The following is a 20,334-nucleotide window of genomic DNA, read 5'->3' as shown; positions in this document are numbered from 1 at the left end:
CGGTCCTGGCGTGCCCGGCGTCGTCGCCTGCCGCTCTCTGCAGGCTACTCGGCAGCGCCAAGGCCATTGCATTTTTTTGAGACGCGCGTATCGTATTGATATGATTGTCTCACGTCAACAAGCCGCAATGAACGATGACGCCGTGCAGAGGGCAAGCCAGGCGGCCGAACGCGGAGCGCGTGCCCGCACCAGACGGCTGATGCTGGAGACGGCGACACGGCTGATGCAGGCCGGCGCGACGCCTTCGGTCAGCGAGGTGGCGGAAGCGGCCGAAGTGTCGCGCGCGACCGCCTATCGCTATTTTCCGAGCCAGGCGGCACTGGTGCAGGCGGTGGTCGACGAAGGGCTCGGCCCGATCCTCACCTGGCATTCGACTTCCGCCGATCCGGAGCGCCGGGTCGCCGAATTGTTCGGTGCAGCGATGCCGCGCATCGAGGCCTTCGAGGCGACATTCAAGGCGGCGCTGAAACTGTCGCTCGAACAGTGGGCTCAGCGGCAGGCGGGTACGCTGGGCGGCGAGCCGCAATTCACCCGCGGCCATCGCGTCGAGCTTTTGAAGGACGCCATCGCACCGCTCAAGGGCCAATTGCCGCCGCGCGAATTCAAGCGCCTGGCGCAGGCGCTGTCGCTGATGTTCGGTGTCGAGGTGCTGATCGTGCTGAAGGACATTTGGGGACTCGACAGCCGCAAGACGATGTCGGTGACGCAATGGGCGGCCGGCGTCCTGGTGCGGGCAGCGGTGGCGGAATCGGTGAACAATGGAGGTGGGATCGCGCGGGCGGCGGTCGCCGAATAAACGCGAATCTGGTTCGACCAGATAGCGAAGCCAGCTACACATAGTAATTGTGCTGACACAACCAAAACAAGACCCTTATGTATCAAGGAGTAGGAAAATTAAAGTAAAACAGGCAGATACCGCTGCAAATGGCTTGTCGAGCTGATCCTGATCGCAGAAGAAAGAGCTTGACGTGCATTTGAAATTGGTAATACCAGATCAGGACCGATAAAGCGGATCGAAAGTGAGGGCTGCGATCCATTTTCCGGCCGGGCGAGGAGGTCCAGACCGGAAATGTGCCATCACAGGAGGAACTACCAGGGCCGGCCTCGCTGCCGGCTCGCATGACACGGTAGAATGCGCACAAGGGAGGAAATCATTATGCGCAAGACAATGACCAGCCTGCTTGCTGGTATCGGCTTAGTGCTCGCCTGCGGAACGTCCGTCTACGCGCAGGACAAGGAACTCACCATCTTCTGGGCGGAATGGGATCCGGCCAACTATCTGCAGGAACTCGGCAACGAGTACGAGAAGGAAACGGGCGTCAAGATCACGGTGGAAACCACGCCCTGGCCCGACTTCCAGACCAAGGCCTTCACCGAGTTCAACGCCCATGGCGACGCCTATGATATGGTCGTCGGCGACTCGCAATGGCTCGGTGCCGGTTCGACCGGTGGCCACTATGTCGACCTGACCGACTTCTTCAACAAGCACAAGCTGGGCGAGGTGATGGCGCCGGCCACGGTGAAGTACTATGCCGAATATCCGGGCGGCAGCAGCAAATACTGGGCCATTCCGCTCGAAGGCGACGCCGTCGGCTGGTCCTATCGCAAGGACTGGTTCGAAGACCCCAAGGAAAAGGAAGCCTTCAAGGCCAAATATGGCTACGATCTCGACGTGCCGAAGGATTTCAAGGCGCTGCGAGACATCGCCGAATTCTTCCACCGGCCGGATCAGAAACGTTACGGCATCGCCATCTACACCGACAATTCGTATGACGCGATGGCAATGGGCTTCGAAAACGCGCTGTTCTCCTTTGGCGGCGAGCTGGGTGACTATAAGACCTACAAGGTCGATGGCTTCATCAACTCCGACAAGGCGATCGCGGCGCTCGACGCCTACAAGGAACTCTACACGTTCACGCCTCCGGGCTGGGCCAAGTCGTTCTTCGTCGAGGACAACCAGGCGATCACTGAAAACCTGGCGGCGATGAGCATGAACTACTTCGCGTTCTTTCCCTCGCTGATCAACGAGGCATCGAACCCGAACGCCAAGAACACCGGCTTCTTCGCCAATCCTGCCGGACCTGGCGGCGACCAGTTCGCCGCCCTTGGCGGTCAGGGCATCTCCATCGTTTCCTACTCGCAGAAGCAGGAAGAGGCGGTGAAGTTCCTCGAATGGTTCATCAAGGACGAGACCCAGAAGAAGTGGGCAGCGCTTGGCGGCTACACCTGCAGCGCAGCCGTGCTCAAGTCAGAGGAATTCCAGAACGCCACACCTTACAACAAAGCCTTCTACGAGACCATGTTCAAGGTTAAGGACTTCTGGGCGGTGCCTGAATACGCAGAACTGCTGCAGCAGCTCAACCAGCGCATCTATCCCTACGTGATCGGCGGACCTGGAACCGCCAAGGAAACGCTGGACGCGCTGGCCGCCGACTGGAACGCGACCTTCAAGAAATACGGCCGCGGCCAATAAGAGTCATGCCTGACGGAGGAGGCCTTCGCGCCTCCTCCGTTTGTCTTTTAAGAATCTGGAGCAGGGTTTTGGCGACCACGATGATCACGACGCTGGACAGGTCCTCGCGGGCCGCTGCCCGCGGCCTCAGCGACATTTCGATCCGCAATCTCTTCATCATCCCGACGATCCTGTTCCTGATCGTCTTCAACATCTTCCCGCTGATCTATTCGCTGGGCTATTCCTTCACCGATTTCCGCGCCTCGACCAATGCGCCGGCGAATTTCATCGGGCTGCAAAATTATCGCGACCTGCTCAACGATCCCTATGTCTGGTCGAACTTCGCCATCACCGCGAAATACGTCATCATCTCGGTCGCCGGGCAGCTGCTCGTCGGTTTCGGCGTTGCCATGCTGCTCAACCGCGACATTCCGCTGAAGGGATTGCTGACGACGCTGCTCCTGCTGCCGATGATGCTGTCGATGGCGGTGGTCGGCCTGTTCTGGAAGCTGCTCTACGACCCATCCTTCGGCATCATCAACTACGCGCTCGGCCTCGGCACCTTCGAATGGCTGTCGGATCCGAACATGGCGCTTTATGCGGTGGCGCTGACAGACATCTGGATGTGGTCGCCCTTCGTCATGCTCTTGTCGCTGGCCGGTCTCTCGGCGGTGCCGAAGCATCTCTACGAAGCCGCCGCCATCGATCGTGCCGGGCCGTTCTACACCTTCTTCCGCATCACGCTGCCTCTGGTCGCGCCGATCCTGATGATCGCGGTCATCTTCCGCACCATGGAAGCGTTCAAGACCTTCGACCTTGCCTACATCCTGACCAGCCAGCCGACGGCCGAACTGATCTCGATCCGGCTCTACAAGATGGCGTTCCAGGAATGGCAGACCGGGCGCTCCTGCGCCATGGCCTACATCGTGCTGATCATGGTGCTGGCGATCACCAACATCTACGTGAAGTACCTCAACAAGGTGAAGGAGCGCTGAGATGGCCGCCGTCCGCACTTCTTCCGAAATCGGCTTCAACCGTGCGGCAATCGTCGCGGTGCTGGTGGTGACGATCATCTTCCTGGCGCCGATCTACTGGATTGCCTCGACGGCGTTCAAGCCGCGCAATCTCGCGACCACGATCCCTCCGACAGTGGTTTTCCAGCCGGAAATCTCGCCCTTCGTCAAGCTGTTCGCCAAGCGCTCGCAACTGCGCAGCCCGCCGACGCCGGAAGAGTATGCGGCGGCTCCGTGGTGGGAACGCGTCGTCTTCAACGGCGGCGAAAAGATCGTTCGCGACGGCAAGGGCGAGGTGCAGTGGTCGGGCTATCCGAGCCGGTTCATGAACTCGCTGATCGTCGCCATCACCTCAACGGTGCTGGCCGTCGGCATGGGCACCTTCACCGCCTACGGGTTTTCGCGCTTCAGGGTGAAGGGGGAGGCGGACCTGTTGTTCTTCATCCTGTCGACGCGCATGCTGCCGCCGGTGGTGGTCGCCATCCCGATGTTCCTGATGTACCGGGCAGTCGGCCTAAACGATTCCCACCTCGGCCTGATTATCCTCTACACCGCCTTCAACCTGTCCTTCTCGGTCTGGCTGATGAAAGGGTTCATGGACGAGATTCCGAAGGAATATGAGGAGGCGGCGCTGGTCGACGGCTACACGCGCATGGAAGCCTTCTTCAAGATCGTGCTGCCCGAGGCAGCAACCGGCATCGCCGCGACCGCCGTCTTCTGCTTTATCACGGCGTGGAACGAATATGCCTTTGCGCTGATCATGACCAGCCGCCGTGCCCAGACAGCACCGCCGTTCATCCCCAGCCAGGTCGGTTCCGGCCTGCCGGACTGGACGGTGATCGCTGCCGGAACCTTCCTGTTCCTGCTGCCGGTCGCGATCTTCACCTTCCTGCTTCGCAATCATCTGTTGCGCGGCATGTCGTTCGGAGCGATCCGCAAATGAGCTTTCGCGCCATCAACCAGAAATACCTGGAACCCGGCTCGCAGATCTTGATGGTGCTCGGCATCATCGCCCTCTGCCAGCCCTGGAACATGCTACTGCACAGCTATGGCGTGACCATCATCCTGGTCGGGCTGATCGGCTTCAACATCACGTCGAAGATCGCGCCGGAAGAAGAGGCCGGCACCGGCCATGGCGCAGATGCGCAGGCGCGAAATCCGGGAGCACAGCATTGACCCAGATCGAGCTTAGCGGCGTGCAGAAATATTTCGGCGCCGTCCAGGTCATCAAGGACCTCAACCTCAAGATCGACGACAACGAGTTCATCGTGTTGCTCGGCCAGTCCGGCTGCGGCAAGACGACGACGCTGCGCGCCATTGCCGGGCTGGAGACGATCGACGGCGGCGATATCCTGATCGACGGCAAGCCGGTGCAGCATCTCAAGGCTGCCGACCGCGACATCGCCATGGTCTTCCAGTCGTTCTCGCTCTATCCGCATATGAGCGTCTACGAGAACATCGCCTTTCCCCTGCGCGCGACGCGCAAGAGCAAGGCCGAGATCGACCAGGAAGTGCGCTCGGTCGCCAAGACGCTGCAGATCACGGATTTGCTGGCGAAGAAGCCGTCGGCGCTGTCGGGCGGCGACATGCAGCGTGTCGCCATTGGCCGGGCGCTGGTGCGGCGTCCCAAGGCGATGCTGATGGACGAGCCGATCGGCGCGCTCGACGCCAAGCTGCGTGAAGAGATGCGGGCCGAGATCAAGCGGCTTCACATCAAGCAGGGCTCGACCAGCATCTATGTCACGCACGACCAGATCGAGGCGATGAGCCTCGCCGATCGCATTGTCATCATGCATGAGGGCGTGCTGCAGCAGGTCGGATCGCCGGATGACGTCTATTCGCATCCGGCCAATCTGTTCGTGGCGCAGTTCGTCGGCAGCCCGGTGATGAACGTCGCCGAGGCGTCGGTCACCGAGAAGGCCTCGGCCGCCTCGGTCACGGTCGGTGACGCGGCCACCGGCTTCGAGTTCCCGCGCGCGCTTTTGTCGAAACTCAACGGTCATGCCGGCGGCAAGCTGGCGCTCGGCATCCGGCCGGAAGGGGTGATCGTGCGACATGAGGCGGCGGACGGGTTCCTGCCGGTCGAGACGCAGATCGTCGAGCCGCTCGGATCCTTCGACATCGTCGACATCAAGGTCGGCTCCAGGATGCTGCGCGCGCGCACCAAGAGCGGCTTCGTCAGCGGGCCGGGCGAAAGGGTCTTCGCCAGGATCGATCCGGCGCAGGCGCATTTCTTCGACGTGGCGAGCGGCAGGTCGCTCGGAGTGAGACTCTGATGGCCCACATCCAGCTGAAAAACATCTCGAAGAGCTTCGGCAATCACACCGCGCTCACCGGTCTCAATCTCGAGATCGCCGACGGCGAGTTCTTCGTGCTGCTCGGCGAGACGGGTGCTGGCAAGACGACGACGCTGAGGATGATCGCCGGCCTCGAAAAGCCGAGCGAAGGCCAGGTCTTCATCGACGGTGTCGACGTCGCCGACTGGGGTGCCGCCGAGCGCGACGTGGCGCTGGTGCTGCAGCAATATTCGCTCTATCCGCGCTACACGGTGCGCGAGAACCTCGAATTCCCGCTGAAGCCGAAGATCCGCCGGCTGCCCGATGCCGAGATCAAGGACCGCGTCGACCGTGCGGCCAGGACGCTGCGCATCGAGCATCTGCTCGACCGCAAGACGGATCGGCTCTCGGGCGGCGAGATGCAGCGCGTCTCCATCGGCCGCGCCATCGTGCGCAAGCCGCGCGTGTTCCTAATGGACGAGCCGCTGTCGGCGCTCGACGCCAAATTGCGCGAGGCGCTGCGCACCGAGTTGAAGAATCTGCAGATGCAACTCGGCGCCACTTTCCTGTTCGTCACCCACGACCAGATCGAGGCGATGTCGATGGGCGACAAGGTCGGCGTGCTCAACCATGGCCGTATCGTCCAGACAGGCACGCCCCAGGAAATCTACAACAATCCGCGCGACACCTATGTGGCGAGCTTCGTCGGCTCGCCGCCGATGAACCTCATCGACGGCAGGCTGGTCGACAACCGCGCGGTGATGGCGCCAATGAATTTCGAACTGCCGTTCTCAAAGGGAGCCAGGACTTCTTGGGGGTTAGAGACGGGCGGTGCGACCGACGGTCGCCCGCTCGTCTTCGGCATCCGTCCCGAGGACGTCTATCTGGAGAGCGGTGCGCCGGTCGAGGCGCGTGTCCATGATGTCGAGAACCATGGCGTCGAAAAAATCCTGACGCTCAGGGTCGGCGACACCATGCTGCGCGCCACGGTACCGGCGAGGACCGCTGTCGAGATCGAGCAGCCGGTGCGCTTTGCCTGGAACCCGGACAAGGTGGTGCTGTTCGACAAAGGCAGTGGCGTGAGCCTGCGCCACGCCAGTTAGCAGCGAGCTTTTGCGCGACGGCTTCGCAAAGAACCGCTGGCGCTATTTCGGGAAGTAGGTCTCGTAAGGCGTGTCGTTGATCAGCAGGATCACGCACTCGGTGTCCGACAGGCACGCATCGTCGTGCATTTCGTTGGCCTTCTGCGTCCAGTAGGACCCTGGAGGCAACTCGATCTTGGTCGCTTCGCCGCCGTCCATCTGCCAATGCGCCCAGAGCCCCTTTATGACCACCGCGCGATAGTCCGCGGTGTGCGCGTGAACGGGTGCGCGCCAGTTGCCGGGAACCTTGAGCAACGTGCCCGCCGGGCCCTTGGCCCGTTCGCCCCATAGCGGTCCGAGTCGATGCGGCTGGTCAGGCACTTCGGCGACATAGGGGATCTTGTCGGCCGGCAGGTAGCTGTCTTCAAGGGCAAACGCCCGTCCGGGAATGAAGGACAGAGCGGCGAAGGCAAGCAATGCAGAACGTCTGGCCATGGCGGTTTCCTCCACTGGCCAGATTATTCAGGGTATGCCGGCGGGCAATGACGCTCCGTCCAAAAGGCTTGGCAATTCCTCCAGGGCAGGGGGCTGCTCCGCCGCTTCTAGGACTCGTCGTCGCTGCTGCCGGTGTTGCGCAGATGGCTCGGCGCCACGCCCATCACCCGCTTGAAGGCGCGGCTGAAGGAGGCCTCCGAATCGTAGCCCAGTTTCGCTGCAGCGACGGATACCCTCATCCCATCGCGGGCCAGCCATTGCCGTGCCTGGTGCATGCGCACGCGCAGGACATATTTGGCCGGCGTCTCGCCGACCACGGTGGCGAAGCGTTGGGCGAAGGCGGAGCGCGAGGCCCCCATTGTCCGTGCGAGCGCCTCGACCGTCCAGTCGCGATCCGGCTGCAGGTGAATGGCGGCCAGCACCTTGCCGACATCCGGGTTCCTGACCGCGGCGATCCATCCGGTGGCGTCGCCGCAGCCGTTCTCGACCCAGGAGCGGATGATCGTAGCGGCAAGCACATCGGCAAGGCGCGCCAGGATACCGCCGGAGCCAACCCGGTCCATCGTCACCTCGCCGGCCATGGCATCGAGCAGATGCTGGATGCCCGGCGCATTCGCCATCAGCTCATGCGCGCGCATCAGGTCGGGCATCATGTCCAGAAGCGGATGCGATCCATCGAGGTTGAAATGCATGCTGCCGCAGAACAACAAGGTCTTGGGACCGCCGCACTCGTTGGAGACATCGTAGATGTTCTCGCACACCGGTTCGATGCTGTAGCGGCCGATCGGTACGGCGGGCACGCCCGGCGCGCTGGCCAGCACGTGCTCGTCGCCGCGCGGGATCAGCAGCGCATCGCCCACCGACAGCTCGATCCATTCCATCGCCGGCGACAACAGCCAGCAGCCCTGCTGGCCGATGAAGTGGAAGCGCGCAGCCTTCTGCGCCGGAAAGGACACGGCCCACGGTTCGCCGAGGACACAGCGGCCATAGTCGACGCCATCGAGCCGCAAGCCACGCAGCATGTCGCTCAGCGGATCGCCGGAACCTGGTAACGTCGATTTGGACGAATTGTAATTCATTCCGGTGTTTCTAGCATGGAAACTCCAGACAGTCACTCCCATGTTGCAGTGCAGCCAAATGGTGCGCCGCAACCAGACCGGAGATCCATCATGACCGAGCCCGCCACAGGCGTCATCGACGCTACTGTTCTCGACTCCTCCGAATCCGACGAACGATCCGAGCCGGCGTGGGGCGCGGTTGTGTCGCTGGCGCTCGGCGTTTTCGGTCTGGTGACCGCCGAATTCCTGCCCGCCAGCCTGCTGACGCGGCTGGCGCAGGATCTCGGCATCACCGAGGGTGCGGCCGGGCAGGCGGTGACGGCGACGGCCGTGGTCGGGGCGATCGCGGCGCCGACCATGGCGATCGTCACCAAGCGGCTGGACCGCAGGCTGGTCATGTGGGGGCTGACGGTGCTGCTGATCGTCTCGAACCTGCTCGCCGCCTTCGCGTCGTCGCTTCCCGTGCTGCTTGCCGCCCGCGTCGTTCTTGGCGTCGCCCTCGGCGGCTTCTGGTCGATGTCGGCGGCGATGGCGATGCGGCTTGTGCCGATGCGGCTGATGCCGCGCGCCATGTCGATCATCCTCACCGGTGTTTCGGTCGCCACCGTCACCGCGGCCCCGGTCGGCGCCTATGTCGGCGATGTCTGGGGCTGGCGGACCGCTTTCATGATCGCGGCGATCGTCGGCGCGCTGGCGCTCTTGGTGCAGATAGCAACGCTTCCGAAGTTGCCGCCGGCCGGCGTGGCGAGCTTCGGCACCTTGCTGGAGGTGCTGAAGCGGCCGATGATCAGGGTGGCGCTGCTGGTCGTGCTGCTGGTCGCTTCGGGACACTTTGCCGGCTTCACCTATGTGCGCCCGTATCTGGAGCAGGTTCCCGTCCTGCCGATCGAAACGATCTCGCTCGTGCTTCTGGCCTACGGCATTGGTGGCTTCTTCGGCAATTTCGCCGGCGGCTTCATGGCCGAGCGCAGTCTCAAGACGGCGGTCGGCCTGGCGCCCCTGCTCATCGCACTGTCGGCTCTCGTGTTGCTCACGCTCGGCGCCTCGCCGGTGACGGCGGCAATCGCGGTCGCCGCCTGGGGCTTTGCCTTCGGCGCCGTGCCGGTCGGCTTGCAGACCTGGCTGGTGCGCGCAGCACCCGACCAGGCCGAGAGCGCCGGCGGGCTGATGGTGGCGACGTTCCAGGTGGCGATCGCGATGGGCGCCATCTTCGGCGGATTGCTGGTCGATCACGCCGGTGTCGCCAGCGCCTTTGCCTATTGCGGAACGGCGACGCTGCTGGCGGCACTGGTTGCCTTCCTGCTCGGCCCGAAGCGCGCAAGCTAGGTCAACTGTGGACGCTCGACGCCTTCCACCATCGATCGGCCCGATACCGGCTACGGGTTTCGGGCTGAAATCGCCGCCACGAAACGCTTCAGGCTGTGTTCGACATAGGCGGTCAGCTCCCTATCGGGGTCAAAACTCCACCACAGCAGCGAGCCCTGCCAGTGCGACGCCATCAGCAGGCCGATATCCCCGGGCATGTCGGGCACATCGGCGAAGCAGCCGGCGAGCGCCTTGCTGAGCACCGCCTTCCAGGCGGCGCCGCGCGCCCTCAGCACGGGATCGCGCAGATCCTCGCGCAGGACGAGCAGACCTTCGGCGTAGGATTCGATATCGCCGTAGCCCTTGGACAAGGTGACCAGCAACTGGATGGCCCCGGCCGGAGTTTTGGGAGCCGAGCCGGCAAGCTCCTCGGTTTTCCGGTCGAGCCCATCCCAGGCGTAAAGCAGGGTACGTTGCTTCAGCTGTGCCTTGCTCTTGAAGCGCTGCACCAGCGTCGCCCCTGAAAGACCGCATGCCCGTGCCAGCCGCTCGAAAGTCAGCGCTTCCGGGCCATCGGCATGGATCAGCCGGTACGCGGCCTCCAGCACCTGCTCGTCGGGTTGGGTTTTTGGCCGGGTCATCTTGACATCCATTCATAAACGAATGATCATTTATAAATGATTGGCGAAGCGAAAGCCAGTCCGGTTTGTCTCGATGAGTCGTTTTTTGGGAGGGTTTCATGACGCTTGAAGGAAAAGTCGCGCTTGTCGCCGGCGCAACGCGCGGTGCGGGCCGCGGCATAGCGGTCGAACTGGGTGCGGCTGGCGCCACCGTCTATGTGACCGGCAGGTCGACGCGCGGCAATCCATCCGAATATGCCCGTCCTGAAACCATCGAGGAGACGGCGGAACTGGTAACGGCGCTAGGCGGCAAGGGCATTGCCGTCCAGATCGATCACCTGATCGCCGACGATGTGCGCAAGCTGGTCGAGCGCATCCGCGCCGAACAGGGCCGCCTCGACATACTGGTCAACGACCTGTGGGGCGGCGAAAAACTGTTCGAATGGAACAAGCCGGTCTGGGAGCACAATCTCGACAACGGCTTGCGCCTGCTGCGCCTGGCGATCGACACGCATCTGATCACTGCGCACCATGCGCTGCCGCTGCTGATCGAGCGGCCGGGCGGACTGCATGTCGAAGTCACCGACGGCACCGCCGAATACAATGCCGACCACTACCGGCTCTCGCCGTTCTATGATCTCGCCAAGGTCGCGGCGACGCGCATGGCATGGGCGCACGCCAAGGACCTCGCGCCGCATGGCGCTACTTCGGTTTGCCTGACGCCGGGCTGGCTGCGGTCCGAGATGATGCTGGAGGCTTTCGGCGTCGCCGAAGAGAACTGGCGCGACGCGACCGCGAAGGTGCCGCACTTCATCATCTCGGAGACGCCGCGCTTCATTGGCCGCGCTCTAGCGGCACTGGCGGCGGACCCGGAGCGCTCACGCTGGAACGGACAGTCGCTGTCCAGCGGCGGGTTGGCGCAGGTCTATGGCTTCACCGATCTCGACGGCTCTCGCCCGGATGCCTGGCGCTATGTTCCGGAAGTCCAGGATGCCGGCAAGCCAGCCGATGCGACGGGGTACCGGTGAGTTCAGGCCGACCGGCCATCGAAATCGAAGACCTCCACCGCGGCCAGATCCAGGCCATCGAGGCAATTGATGTTGACGTAGGCGCTGCGTTCGTTGCCTTCTCTGACGTCCTCGGCGAAAGGGTGGATGCCGCAGGTCCGGCAGAAGCGGTGGGCGATCGCCTTGCCGCCGAATGTGTAGCGGCCGAGATCGTCGCCCCAGGCGAGCATCCGCAGTTTCTGGTGAGGCACGGCCCACAGCAGCGCGCCCTTGCGCGAGCAGATCGAGCAGTTGCAGCGCACGGCACCGCCAAGCTCGCCCTCCACCTCGAACGCCACCTTGCCGCAATGACAGCTGCCTTTGTGGAGCATCGTGTCTTCCTCTCTCATCGCTTCGGCAGGTGCAAACGCAGGCTTGCCGGGTTATCCCTTCGCGTAGGCCACAAGCTGGCCGCTGCCTTAAAGACGTTGCAGCCTTCCGGAGTCCGACACCGACAATGCCATCAGCGCGCGATCGCCTTGAAGTTATCCTGTCGCGTCTCGCCGCCCGCGCCGGCGATGAGCGCGTATTCACAAGACTCTACCAGGAAGCGGCGCGCGCGGCTGCGGATGCGGCGGATGCCCGTGGGAAGGCCGGCGTGAGCCTCGGGCCGCTCGACGGCACGATCGTTTCGATCAAGGATCTGTTCGACGTTGCCGGCGAGCCGACCACGGCAGGCTCGCTCATGCTGGCCAATGCAGCGCCAGCGGGGCGGGACGCGGTGATCGTGCGGCGGCTGCGGCAAGCCGGCGCCGTCATCCTTGGCAAGACCAACATGACCGAATTCGCCTTTACCGCGATCGGCGACAACCTGCACTACGGCATACCGGGCAACGCCGCCGACGCCAGCCTGATCCCGGGCGGCTCGTCGTCCGGCGCCGGGGTTGCGGTGGGGGAAGGTACGAGCGAGGTCTCGATCGGCTCCGATACCGGCGGCTCGGTGCGCATTCCGGCGTCGCTCAATGGCGTCGTGGGGTTCAAACCGACGGCGCGGCGCGTGCCGCGCGACGGCGCGTTTCCATTGTCCAGGACGCTGGATTCGATCGGACCGCTCGCCCGCAGCGTCGCCCAATGCGCGGCTGCCGACGAGGTGATGGCCGGTGGGGAACCCGCCTTGCTGGTTCCGGCTTCGCTTGCCGGCCTGCGCATCGGCATTCCGCGCGGCGTGCTGTTCGAGGAGGCGGAAGGTGAGGTAGCGACAGCGTTCGACCTATGCCTTCGTAAGGTCGAACTGGCCGACGCACGGGTCGCGGACCTGTCGATCGACGATTTGCTGGCAGACATGCGTGCGGCGACCAGACGTGGCACGATCGCTGCCATGGAAGGGGCGGAAGTCCATGCCGACTGGCTGGCGACGGGTGCATCGGTCCCAGTCGACCCACATGTCAGCGGGCCCTTGTCGCGCGCACTCGCCGTTCCCGCGTCCGCCTATATCAGGACAATCCGCCGCCGAACGGAACTGGCCGCCGCCATGGACAAGCGGCTGGCGTCCATCGATGTACTCGCCTTGCCGACGACGCCTATCGTTGCACCGTCAATCGCCGCCATGGCCGGCGACGAAGCGCTGCGCGAGAGGACGGAAGGGCTCTTGCTGCGCAACACGCAGATCGCCAACCAGTTCGACCTCTGCGCCATCTCGCTGCCGATGCCGGGAACGGCGCGACCGGTTGGGCTGATGCTGGTGGCACGCAATGGCCATGACCATCATCTTTTCCAGATCGCAGCGGGGATAGAGGCGCTGCTTGGCCGCCCATAGGGCTGGCGGGGTCATCGGGCCGAACAGTGGCCGCGTTCGCTATCCTTCGAGGCGCGTTCGACGCCGGTCGCTACCAGCCAGGGCAACGTGTATTGCTGGCCGTGATGGGTCTCGGTCCGGTTCTCGATGGAGCCAACAACGACTAGTTTGCCGGCATAAAGCTTGTCCGAGAGGTTGAGCGCCTTGTCTTGCTGCGGTAGGCCGTCAACGTCGATCGATACGCCCTTGACGATCTTGCCGGTGGCAAGGTCGAGCGCGCTGTTCGAAGGGCAGGGCGCCACCACGCAGCGCAGGCCGTTGTCGCAGAATACGTAGCTGTGCTGCCCGTCGGCCAGGGCTTGCGTCGTCAACGCGCCGACGCTGATGATCAAGGCAAGAAATCGGACGGCTGCGCTGGACATGGAGGGCACCGTCGCCGCCGAATTCGAGAAAATTGAGGCACCCCTTGGTGCGACCATTTCCGCGCCCAAAGGCTCATCGCTACGCGTCGACCGGAAACCGCCGCCGGTAATGCTGGACCACTTCCGGGTTGCGCAGATTGACCGGCATTTTGTTGGCCAGCACCAGCAGTGCCTCGCCGGCGGCGCCGGTGCCCATGCGCATCATCGATTCCTCGGTGATCCCGGCCATATGCGGGGTGATGATGACATTGTCGAAGCCGAAATAGGGGTGGCCGGGCGGCAGCGGCTGCGTTGCAAACACATCAAGCGCCGCACCGCCAATGCGGCCCTTCTGCAAGGCCTCGATCAGCGCGTCATCGTCGACCACGGGTCCGCGCGAGACGTTGACCAGCAGCGCACTCGGCTTCATGCGGGCGATGCGCTCGCGGCTGATCAGGCCGCGCGTCTCCTCCGTCAGCGGGCAGCACAGAACGATGATGTCGCTCTGCTCGACCAGCGCGTCGATCGACAGGAAACCGACGCGTTCCGGTGCCGGCCGCATGCTGCGTGTCGTCGCCACCACGTTGAGATCGAAGCCGTGCGCGGCGATATGGCCGACCTCTTGGCCGACCGCGCCGAGGCCGACAATGCCGATCGTCTTGCCGGCGAGTTCGCTGTTGGCGTTGGCGTGCTCGCGGCCGGCGAGCCAGCCCTTTGCGCGCAGATCGCGGTCAACCATGCGAAAGCGTCGAAAGAGGGCCAGCGTCACGAACATCACGTGCTCGGCGACCGAGCGCGCATTGACCGCAGGCACGTTCGCCACCAGCACGCCGGCCGCCGTCGCCGCGTCCATCGGGATCATGTCCAGGCCGGCGCCATGTCGGATCGCTGCGCGCAGCTTCGCAGCGCCTTCGAAGAGAGCCGGCGGCAGAGGCGCGCGGACAATGACGATTTCGGCATCCTTGGCTTCTGCGGCAAGCGTCCTGGCATCGAGGGCGGAGGCGACGACGAGCCTGCCGGCCCCGACCAGCATGGCCGTGGCGCGCGGGTGCAGCGGATGCGTCGACAGGATTTTGGGCATCGTCTGCGTCAGGCCTTTTCGAGCACAGGGCTCGGAGGCTCGGCCGCCTTGCCGCCGATCAGGCCTTTCCAATAGCTCTCCGCGCCCTGCAGGTGGGCGCTCATCAGCGCCTGGGCGAGATTGCCGTCACGGCGCAGCAGCGCCTCGTAGATCTGGATGTGCTCGGCATGCGAGCGCACGCTGCGTTCGGGATCGTTGAAATAGATCGGCAGGCGCAGCTCCCCCATCAGATAGTAGACGCTGCAGATGTTGTGGAAGACGCTGTTCTTGGTGGCGCGCACGATCTCGAGGTGGAATTCGCGGTCTTCCTTGGCGAGGCCCTCGCCGGCCGCGATGCGTTCCTCCGAAGCCTTCAGGATCTCGCGCAGCCGTTCGAAATTCTCCTCCGTGGCGCGCGAACAGGCGAGCTCGGCCGCCTTGATCTCGTGGATCTTGCGCAATTCGACGGTCTCGTAGATCTGCACCGGGTCGAGGGGCAGGCCCGCGCGGGCGAACAGCGCTAACGCTTCTACACTGGCCTGCTTGGTGTCGACATAGATACCGGATTTGGCGCGGCGCTCGACGATGCGCATGGCTTCGAGGATGGCCAGCGCCTCGCGGATCTGGCCGCGGCTGACGCCGAAATGCTCCGCCAGTTCGCGCTCCGACGGGGTGCGGCCTGTCTCCTTGTCCGAGTTGGAGAACAGATAGGCGGCGAGTTCGGCGAGAAGGTTCTTTTCTTTCATCGTCAGCAGCGTTGCGCGTGCGCCTCCAGGAATCGTTCCGAAAGGGTGAATCCCAAACCAGGCTTTTCAGGGATCGCTATCATACCGTCCTTTGCTTCGACAGTCTCTTCGATAAGATCATGGATCATCGGGTTGGCGCCGAGCGAATATTCGACGGTGAAGCTAGCCGGCGAGGCAGCGCAGACATGCAGCCCGGCAAAGAAGCAGGGCGCGCCCGCCCACAGATGCGGCGCAAAGCGCAGGTTGAAGGCACTGGCGATGGTGCCGATCTTCATCGCCTCGCTGATGCCGCCGCAAAAGGCCGGATCCGGCTGGAAGATGTCGGCGGATTTGAGCACCGCGAGATCGCGAAAGGCGTAGCGCGTCGCCTCGCTTTCGCCGGTGGCGATCGGGATGGAGCCCGAGGTGCGCACCTCCGCCATGCCGGACTTGTCGTCGGCAATGACCGGCTCCTCGAACCAGGCGAGATCGAGATCGGCGGCGAGATGCATGAAGCGCTTGGCCTCGGCGACCGTATAGGTGCCATGCGCGTCGACCATCAGCTCGACATCGGGGCCGAGCGCCTGCCTTGCGGCGCGAACGCGGTCGGCGGAAATATGCGGGGCGCCATCCATGGCGCCGATGCGCATCTTCAGCGCCTTGAAGCCGCCTTTGGCGATGTAGGATTTGAGCTGGTCGCCGATGGCGTCGGCGGCAGCCCAGCCGCCAGACGCATAGGCCTGCATGCGCTCGACCTTGCGTCCGCCGAGCAGCCGCCAGACCGGCTGTCCCAGCGACTTGCCGAGAATGTCCCAGAGCGCGATGTCGACGGCGCTGATCGCGGCCACACTCAAGCCGCGCCGCGCCAGTTGCGGCATGGCATGGCCGCCGTGGGCCGCGGTCTCGTGGCGCACGCCGTTATAGAGCATCTCCCAGATGACGCCGATGTCGGCCGGGTCGCGGCCGATCAACTGCGGGGCGACCTCGTGGTTCAGCATGTGGACGAGGGCACCGTAGCTGCCGGCGCTGCCGGCTGCGTTCTTGCCTTCGCCCCAGCCGACCAGGCCGTCATCGGTCTCGATGCGCAGGATGGCGGCGTCGAACGTCGTCACCTGGCCGAAGTCGCTGCGATGCTGCCGCGCGACTTCGATCGGTATGCGAACCCACCATGCCTGGACGTCTCTGATGCGCATGTTCTTCCCCGACCCTGCCGCCGGCAGGCGGAAGGGCTTATTCCCAGTCGGAGCGGCTACTTGATCAGCGGCAGCAGCGTTTCGGCGGTGATGCGCATCTGGTCGGTGTAGAATTTCTCCGTCAGCACGCTGGAGCCGTGGTCCTGGATGAACTTCAGCTGTTCGGGCGAAATGTCGACCGGGTGGCGCTCGACCATTTCGGGATAGGGTGCTGCCGGCGTGCGGTCGACAGGCGCCACGAACTCGTTGGTCAGCGCGCCGTCATAGCCGACCTCCTTCAGTGTGCGCACGATCTTCGGCCAGTCGATCTGGCCGAGGCCGGCGGCGAAGCGGTTGTTGTCGGCGACGTGGAAGTCGAACAGGCGTTTGCCGACCTGTCGGATGGCGTCATAGACGTTAAATTCTTCCATGTGGATGTGGTAGGCGTCGAGGCAGACGCCGCATTCAGGGCTAACCGCGTCGGCCAAGGCGAGGGCCTGGGCGCCACGGTTGAACAGATAGGTTTCGAAGCGGTTGAGCGGCTCGACCGCGATCTTGACGCCGACCTTCTTGGCATGGGTGAAGCATTCCCTGGTGGCGTCGACCACCCATCCCCACTCCTCCTCCTCGGTGCCGTCAGGCACCACCTTGCCGACGGTGGCGGGAACCAGCGTGATGATCTCGCCATCGAGTTCGCTGATCATGGTGAGCACGTCCTTGACGTACTGAACCGAGCGCTCGCGCTGGCCCTGGTCCTTGGCGGCAAGGTTGCGCTCGCCCAGCATCAGCGTCACCGCGCCCCAGCAGCGAATGCCGTGCTCCTTCAAGAGCGCGCGCGTTTCCTTGGTCTTGTATTGCTCGGGTTCGCCGGAAATCTCGATCGACTCGTAGCCGAATTTCTTGATGCGCTTCAGCGTCGTTTCCAACGGCTCCGCCCGCATCCAGTTGTGCGTCGAAAGATGCATGGTCTATCCTTCCCAGAATTCGCCTGCCACGTTTCCCACGGCGTCCTCCAGCGAGGCCCGCCGCATGATTCCTCCCCAGGGGCGTTCCAGTGTTTTTCGACAAACTGGTTCGACCAATTGGGCCTGATGGCTGGTCTACAGCAAATTCCCCTGAACGGCAAGAAGTCGTGACAGGCAACTCGCCGAGCTGGTTATTATATTGATTATGTTAACGTATTTTCATAGTTTGTGATTGCAACTGATCCTGCTGCAGCGCGTTCCGCCGCTTGACCGATCGACTGTATTTGGTAATACCAGAATGGCGACACAAACAAGTGTCTGCGAGAAAACATCAAACGGGCTGGCCCTGCTTCCAATCGGCGCTATGCTTGGTCGTGACATGAGAGAGGGAGGATGCCGATGCCGTCGACGATGAAGGGTCCCGGTCTGTTTCTGGCGCAGTTCGCGGGCGATGTCGCGCCGTTCAATTCACTTCCCTCGATCACCAAATGGGCTGCAGGTCTCGGCTACAAGGGTGTGCAGATTCCGACCTGGGATTCGAGGCTGTTCGACCTCGAGAAAGCAGCCTCCTCCAAGACCTATGGCGACGAGGTGAAGGGCATCTGCGCGGATGCCGGCGTCGAGGTCACCGAACTGTCGACGCATCTGCAGGGGCAACTGGTGGCGGTGCATCCGGCCTATGACGCGCAGTTCGACGGTTTCGCGCCAGCCGCGGTGCACAACAATCCGAAAGCCAGGCAGAAATGGGCGGTCGAGCAGATGAAGTTCGGCGCCAAGGCGTCGAAGAATCTGGGCCTGAAGGCCTCGGTCTCGTTCTCCGGGGCGTTGGCTTTCCCTTACCTCTATCCATGGCCGCAGCGGCCTGCAGGCCTGATCGAGGAAGCCTTCGCCGAACTCGGCAGGCGCTGGAAGCCGATTCTCGACGTCTATGACGAGAACGGCGTCGACATCGGCTACGAGATCCATCCGGGCGAGGACGTGTTCGACGGCGCCACTTTCGAAATGTTCCTCGACGCGGTGGGCGGCCACAAGCGCTGCAACATCAATTACGACCCATCGCATTTCCTGCTGCAGCAGCTCGACTATCTCGAATTCATCGACATCTATCACGAGCGGATCAAGGCGTTCCACGCCAAGGATGCCGAGTTCAATCCGACGGGACGGCAGGGCGTCTATTCCGGCTACCAGAGCTGGACCAACCGGGCCGGGCGTTTCCGTTCGCTCGGCGACGGTCAGGTGGATTTCGGCGGCATCTTCTCCAAGCTCACCCAGTACGGCTACGATTCCTGGGCGGTGCTGGAATGGGAATGCTGCCTCAAGCATCCGGAGGATGGTGCTGCCGAAGGCGCGCCGTTCATCCAGCATCACATCATAAGGGTGACGGAAAAGGCGTTCGACGATTTCGCCGGCGGCGCCACCGACAAGAAGGCGCTGCGCGCCATGATGGGAATCTAGCGCGGTTTCCCTCCCCCTCGAGGGGAGGGTGGTCCGAAGGGCCGGGTGGGGTCGGCTCATGCCGAGCTCTTCGCCCAGCGACCCCACCCGATCCGCTGCGCGGATCGATCTCCCCTCGAGGGGGAGGCAAGCAACGAACGAGGGAGACAAAAATGGTCGGCGCATCGAAGTCGGAAACAGGAGGCGGTCCGATCCGCTACGGGATGGTCGGCGGCGGGCAGGGCGCTTTCATCGGCGCGGTGCACCGGATCGCGGCGCGCATGGACAATGACTTCGTGCTGGTCGCTGGCGCGCTGTCGGCGAATCCCGAGCGCGCCAAGGCTTCCGCCGCCGAGCTCGGGCTCGATCCGGCGCGCAGCTATGGCTCCTACGCCGAGATGGCCAAGGCCGAGGCCAAGCGGCCGGATGGCATCGAAGCGGTGGCCATCGTCACGCCCAACAACGTGCACGTGCCGGCGGCCAAGGCCTTCCTCGAAGCCGGCATCCACGTGATCTGCGACAAGCCGCTGGCGACGACGCTGGCCGAGGCCAAGAAGCTGGCTGCTGTGGTCGAGAAGACCGGCAAGGTGTTCGTGCTGACGCACAATTACACCGCCTATCCGATGATCCGTCAGGCGCGCGAGATGGTGGCCAAGGGGCAACTCGGCGACATCCGCATCGTGCAGTCGGAGTATCCGCAGGACTGGCTGACCGAAGACCTTGCCGCAACCGGCCAGAAGCAGGCGGCGTGGCGCTCCGACCCCAAGCAGGCGGGCGCCGGCGGCGCGCTTGGCGACATCGGCACCCATGCCTACAATCTGGCACGCTTCGTCTCCGGGCTGGAGCTCGATGCGCTGTCGGCCGACCTCGACGCTTTCGTGCCCGGGCGGCAACTCGACGACAATATCAACGTCATGCTGCGCTTCAAGCTGGTCGGCAAGGCGCATCCGGCCAAGGGCATGATCTGGGCAAGCCAGGTTGCGCCCGGCCACGAGAACGGGCTGAAGCTGCGCATCTACGGTTCGAAGGGCGGGCTGGAATGGGTGCAGGCCGACCCGAACTATCTTTGGTACACGCCGTTCGGCCAGCCGAAGCAGTTGCTCACCCGCAATGGCGCCGGCGCACTGCCGGTCGCTGGACGCGTCAGCCGCGTGCCGTCGGGCCATCCCGAGGGCTATCTCGAAGGTTTCGCCAACATCTACCAGGAGGCCGCCCGCGCCATCCGCGCGGCGCGCAGGAAAGGCGGCAAGCCGGCTAAGGATGTCGTCTTCCCGACCATCGAGGACGGCGTCGAAGGCATGGCCTTCATCGAGGCCTGCGTGAAGTCGTCAAAGAAAAATGGGGCATGGACCAAACTCTGAACGAGGCGGCCGGCTAAGGGTTGGAATCCCCATCACCCGGATTGCCAACCGAATTGCAAAGTGCAGTTCGAGGCAATCCGACCTCTCCCCGATGGGAGAGGAGATTCCCGGCGCCTACCGCCTCTCCCTCCGGG

Annotated in this window: 21 protein-coding genes; 12 read left to right on the top strand and 9 right to left on the bottom strand. The window is 63.7% G+C overall.

Features of this window, described 5'->3' with window-relative positions; genetic code table 11:
• Positions 1-127: 127 nt before the first annotated feature.
• The 7 genes from A6B35_RS29405 (at position 128) to A6B35_RS29375 (ending at position 6,844) form a co-directional block, all read left to right on the top strand.
• The gene (locus A6B35_RS29405; protein WP_006200310.1) at positions 128-796 is read left to right on the top strand and encodes a TetR/AcrR family transcriptional regulator; all 669 of its coding nucleotides are present in this window, start codon (positions 128-130) and stop codon (positions 794-796) included.
• Between the two features lie 360 nt (positions 797-1,156).
• Positions 1,157-2,473, top strand: coding sequence for an ABC transporter substrate-binding protein (locus A6B35_RS29400; protein WP_006200309.1), 1,317 nt, complete (start codon positions 1,157-1,159; stop codon positions 2,471-2,473).
• A gap of 68 nt (positions 2,474-2,541) precedes the next feature.
• Positions 2,542-3,447 (top strand): carbohydrate ABC transporter permease, encoded by a 906-nt coding sequence (locus tag A6B35_RS29395; RefSeq protein WP_006200308.1) that lies wholly within the window; start codon positions 2,542-2,544, stop codon positions 3,445-3,447.
• Between the two features lies 1 nt (position 3,448).
• Positions 3,449-4,408: a carbohydrate ABC transporter permease gene (locus A6B35_RS29390; RefSeq protein ID WP_006200307.1), complete on the top strand. Its 960-nt coding sequence runs from the start codon at positions 3,449-3,451 to the stop codon at positions 4,406-4,408.
• On the top strand, positions 4,405-4,641 hold the full coding sequence (locus A6B35_RS29385; protein ID WP_006200306.1) for a hypothetical protein: 237 nt from the start codon (positions 4,405-4,407) through the stop codon (positions 4,639-4,641). The genes A6B35_RS29390 and A6B35_RS29385 overlap by 4 nt, the downstream gene beginning before the upstream one ends.
• Positions 4,638-5,741 carry an ABC transporter ATP-binding protein gene (locus A6B35_RS29380; protein ID WP_006200305.1) on the top strand — a complete coding sequence of 368 codons (1,104 nt, stop codon included), beginning with the start codon at positions 4,638-4,640 and terminating at the stop codon, positions 5,739-5,741. The genes A6B35_RS29385 and A6B35_RS29380 overlap by 4 nt, the downstream gene beginning before the upstream one ends.
• Entirely contained in the window at positions 5,741-6,844 is a 1,104-nt protein-coding gene (locus A6B35_RS29375) for an ABC transporter ATP-binding protein (RefSeq protein ID WP_006200304.1), read from the top strand. The genes A6B35_RS29380 and A6B35_RS29375 overlap by 1 nt, the downstream gene beginning before the upstream one ends.
• A 42-nt stretch (positions 6,845-6,886) precedes the next feature.
• Here A6B35_RS29375 and A6B35_RS29370 read toward each other — a convergent pair whose 3' ends face one another.
• Both A6B35_RS29370 and A6B35_RS29365 read right to left on the bottom strand, forming a co-directional pair.
• Positions 6,887-7,318, bottom strand: a complete 432-nt coding sequence (locus A6B35_RS29370) for a DUF4437 domain-containing protein (protein WP_006200303.1) — start codon at positions 7,316-7,318, stop codon at positions 6,887-6,889.
• 107 nt (positions 7,319-7,425) lie between these two features.
• Positions 7,426-8,397 (bottom strand): AraC family transcriptional regulator, encoded by a 972-nt coding sequence (locus tag A6B35_RS29365; RefSeq protein ID WP_006200302.1) that lies wholly within the window; start codon positions 8,395-8,397, stop codon positions 7,426-7,428.
• A 90-nt stretch (positions 8,398-8,487) separates the two neighbouring features.
• On the opposite strand from A6B35_RS29365, the gene A6B35_RS29360 reads away from it, so the two are divergent.
• A complete protein-coding gene (locus A6B35_RS29360; protein WP_006200301.1) occupies positions 8,488-9,702 on the top strand; it encodes an MFS transporter in 1,215 nt (404 codons plus the stop codon).
• A 50-nt stretch (positions 9,703-9,752) separates the two neighbouring features.
• Here A6B35_RS29360 and A6B35_RS29355 read toward each other — a convergent pair whose 3' ends face one another.
• Positions 9,753-10,322, bottom strand: coding sequence for a TetR/AcrR family transcriptional regulator (locus A6B35_RS29355; RefSeq protein WP_040582081.1), 570 nt, complete (start codon positions 10,320-10,322; stop codon positions 9,753-9,755).
• A 98-nt stretch (positions 10,323-10,420) separates the two neighbouring features.
• On the opposite strand from A6B35_RS29355, the gene A6B35_RS29350 reads away from it, so the two are divergent.
• The gene (locus tag A6B35_RS29350) at positions 10,421-11,329 is read left to right on the top strand and encodes an SDR family oxidoreductase (protein ID WP_006200299.1); all 909 of its coding nucleotides are present in this window, start codon (positions 10,421-10,423) and stop codon (positions 11,327-11,329) included.
• A gap of 2 nt (positions 11,330-11,331) precedes the next feature.
• Here the strand turns inward: A6B35_RS29350 and A6B35_RS29345 are convergent, their stop codons facing one another.
• Entirely contained in the window at positions 11,332-11,679 is a 348-nt protein-coding gene (locus tag A6B35_RS29345) for a GFA family protein (RefSeq protein ID WP_006200298.1), read from the bottom strand.
• Between the two features lie 125 nt (positions 11,680-11,804).
• Between A6B35_RS29345 and A6B35_RS29340 the strand changes: the two genes are divergently transcribed.
• Positions 11,805-13,103 carry an amidase gene (locus A6B35_RS29340; RefSeq protein ID WP_006200297.1) on the top strand — a complete coding sequence of 433 codons (1,299 nt, stop codon included), beginning with the start codon at positions 11,805-11,807 and terminating at the stop codon, positions 13,101-13,103.
• 11 nt (positions 13,104-13,114) lie between these two features.
• Here A6B35_RS29340 and A6B35_RS29335 read toward each other — a convergent pair whose 3' ends face one another.
• The 5 genes from A6B35_RS29335 to A6B35_RS29315 all read right to left on the bottom strand — a co-directional run bounded on the left by A6B35_RS29335 (position 13,115) and on the right by A6B35_RS29315 (position 17,405).
• Positions 13,115-13,504, bottom strand: a complete 390-nt coding sequence (locus A6B35_RS29335; RefSeq protein WP_065518303.1) for a hypothetical protein — start codon at positions 13,502-13,504, stop codon at positions 13,115-13,117.
• A gap of 79 nt (positions 13,505-13,583) precedes the next feature.
• The gene (locus tag A6B35_RS29330; protein ID WP_006200482.1) at positions 13,584-14,564 is read right to left on the bottom strand and encodes a hydroxyacid dehydrogenase; all 981 of its coding nucleotides are present in this window, start codon (positions 14,562-14,564) and stop codon (positions 13,584-13,586) included.
• 8 nt (positions 14,565-14,572) lie between these two features.
• The gene (locus A6B35_RS29325) at positions 14,573-15,289 is read right to left on the bottom strand and encodes a FadR/GntR family transcriptional regulator (protein WP_006200481.1); all 717 of its coding nucleotides are present in this window, start codon (positions 15,287-15,289) and stop codon (positions 14,573-14,575) included.
• A gap of 2 nt (positions 15,290-15,291) precedes the next feature.
• The gene (locus A6B35_RS29320; protein WP_006200480.1) at positions 15,292-16,461 is read right to left on the bottom strand and encodes a mandelate racemase/muconate lactonizing enzyme family protein; all 1,170 of its coding nucleotides are present in this window, start codon (positions 16,459-16,461) and stop codon (positions 15,292-15,294) included.
• A gap of 56 nt (positions 16,462-16,517) precedes the next feature.
• A complete protein-coding gene (locus A6B35_RS29315) occupies positions 16,518-17,405 on the bottom strand; it encodes a sugar phosphate isomerase/epimerase family protein (RefSeq protein ID WP_006200479.1) in 888 nt (295 codons plus the stop codon).
• Between the two features lie 399 nt (positions 17,406-17,804).
• Here A6B35_RS29315 and A6B35_RS29310 point away from each other — a divergent pair, with 399 nt between their 5' ends.
• Both A6B35_RS29310 and A6B35_RS29305 read left to right on the top strand, forming a co-directional pair.
• Positions 17,805-18,860: a sugar phosphate isomerase/epimerase family protein gene (locus A6B35_RS29310; RefSeq protein ID WP_006200478.1), complete on the top strand. Its 1,056-nt coding sequence runs from the start codon at positions 17,805-17,807 to the stop codon at positions 18,858-18,860.
• A gap of 152 nt (positions 18,861-19,012) precedes the next feature.
• A complete protein-coding gene (locus A6B35_RS29305; RefSeq protein ID WP_006200477.1) occupies positions 19,013-20,200 on the top strand; it encodes a Gfo/Idh/MocA family protein in 1,188 nt (395 codons plus the stop codon).
• Positions 20,201-20,334: the final 134 nt, after the last annotated feature.

This window comes from Mesorhizobium amorphae CCNWGS0123, assembly GCF_001686985.1.
In the GTDB taxonomy this organism is placed as follows: domain Bacteria; phylum Pseudomonadota; class Alphaproteobacteria; order Rhizobiales; family Rhizobiaceae; genus Mesorhizobium; species Mesorhizobium amorphae.
The sequence above is the reverse complement of the archived record's forward strand: the minus strand, read 5'-3'. Positions and strand labels throughout refer to the sequence as shown.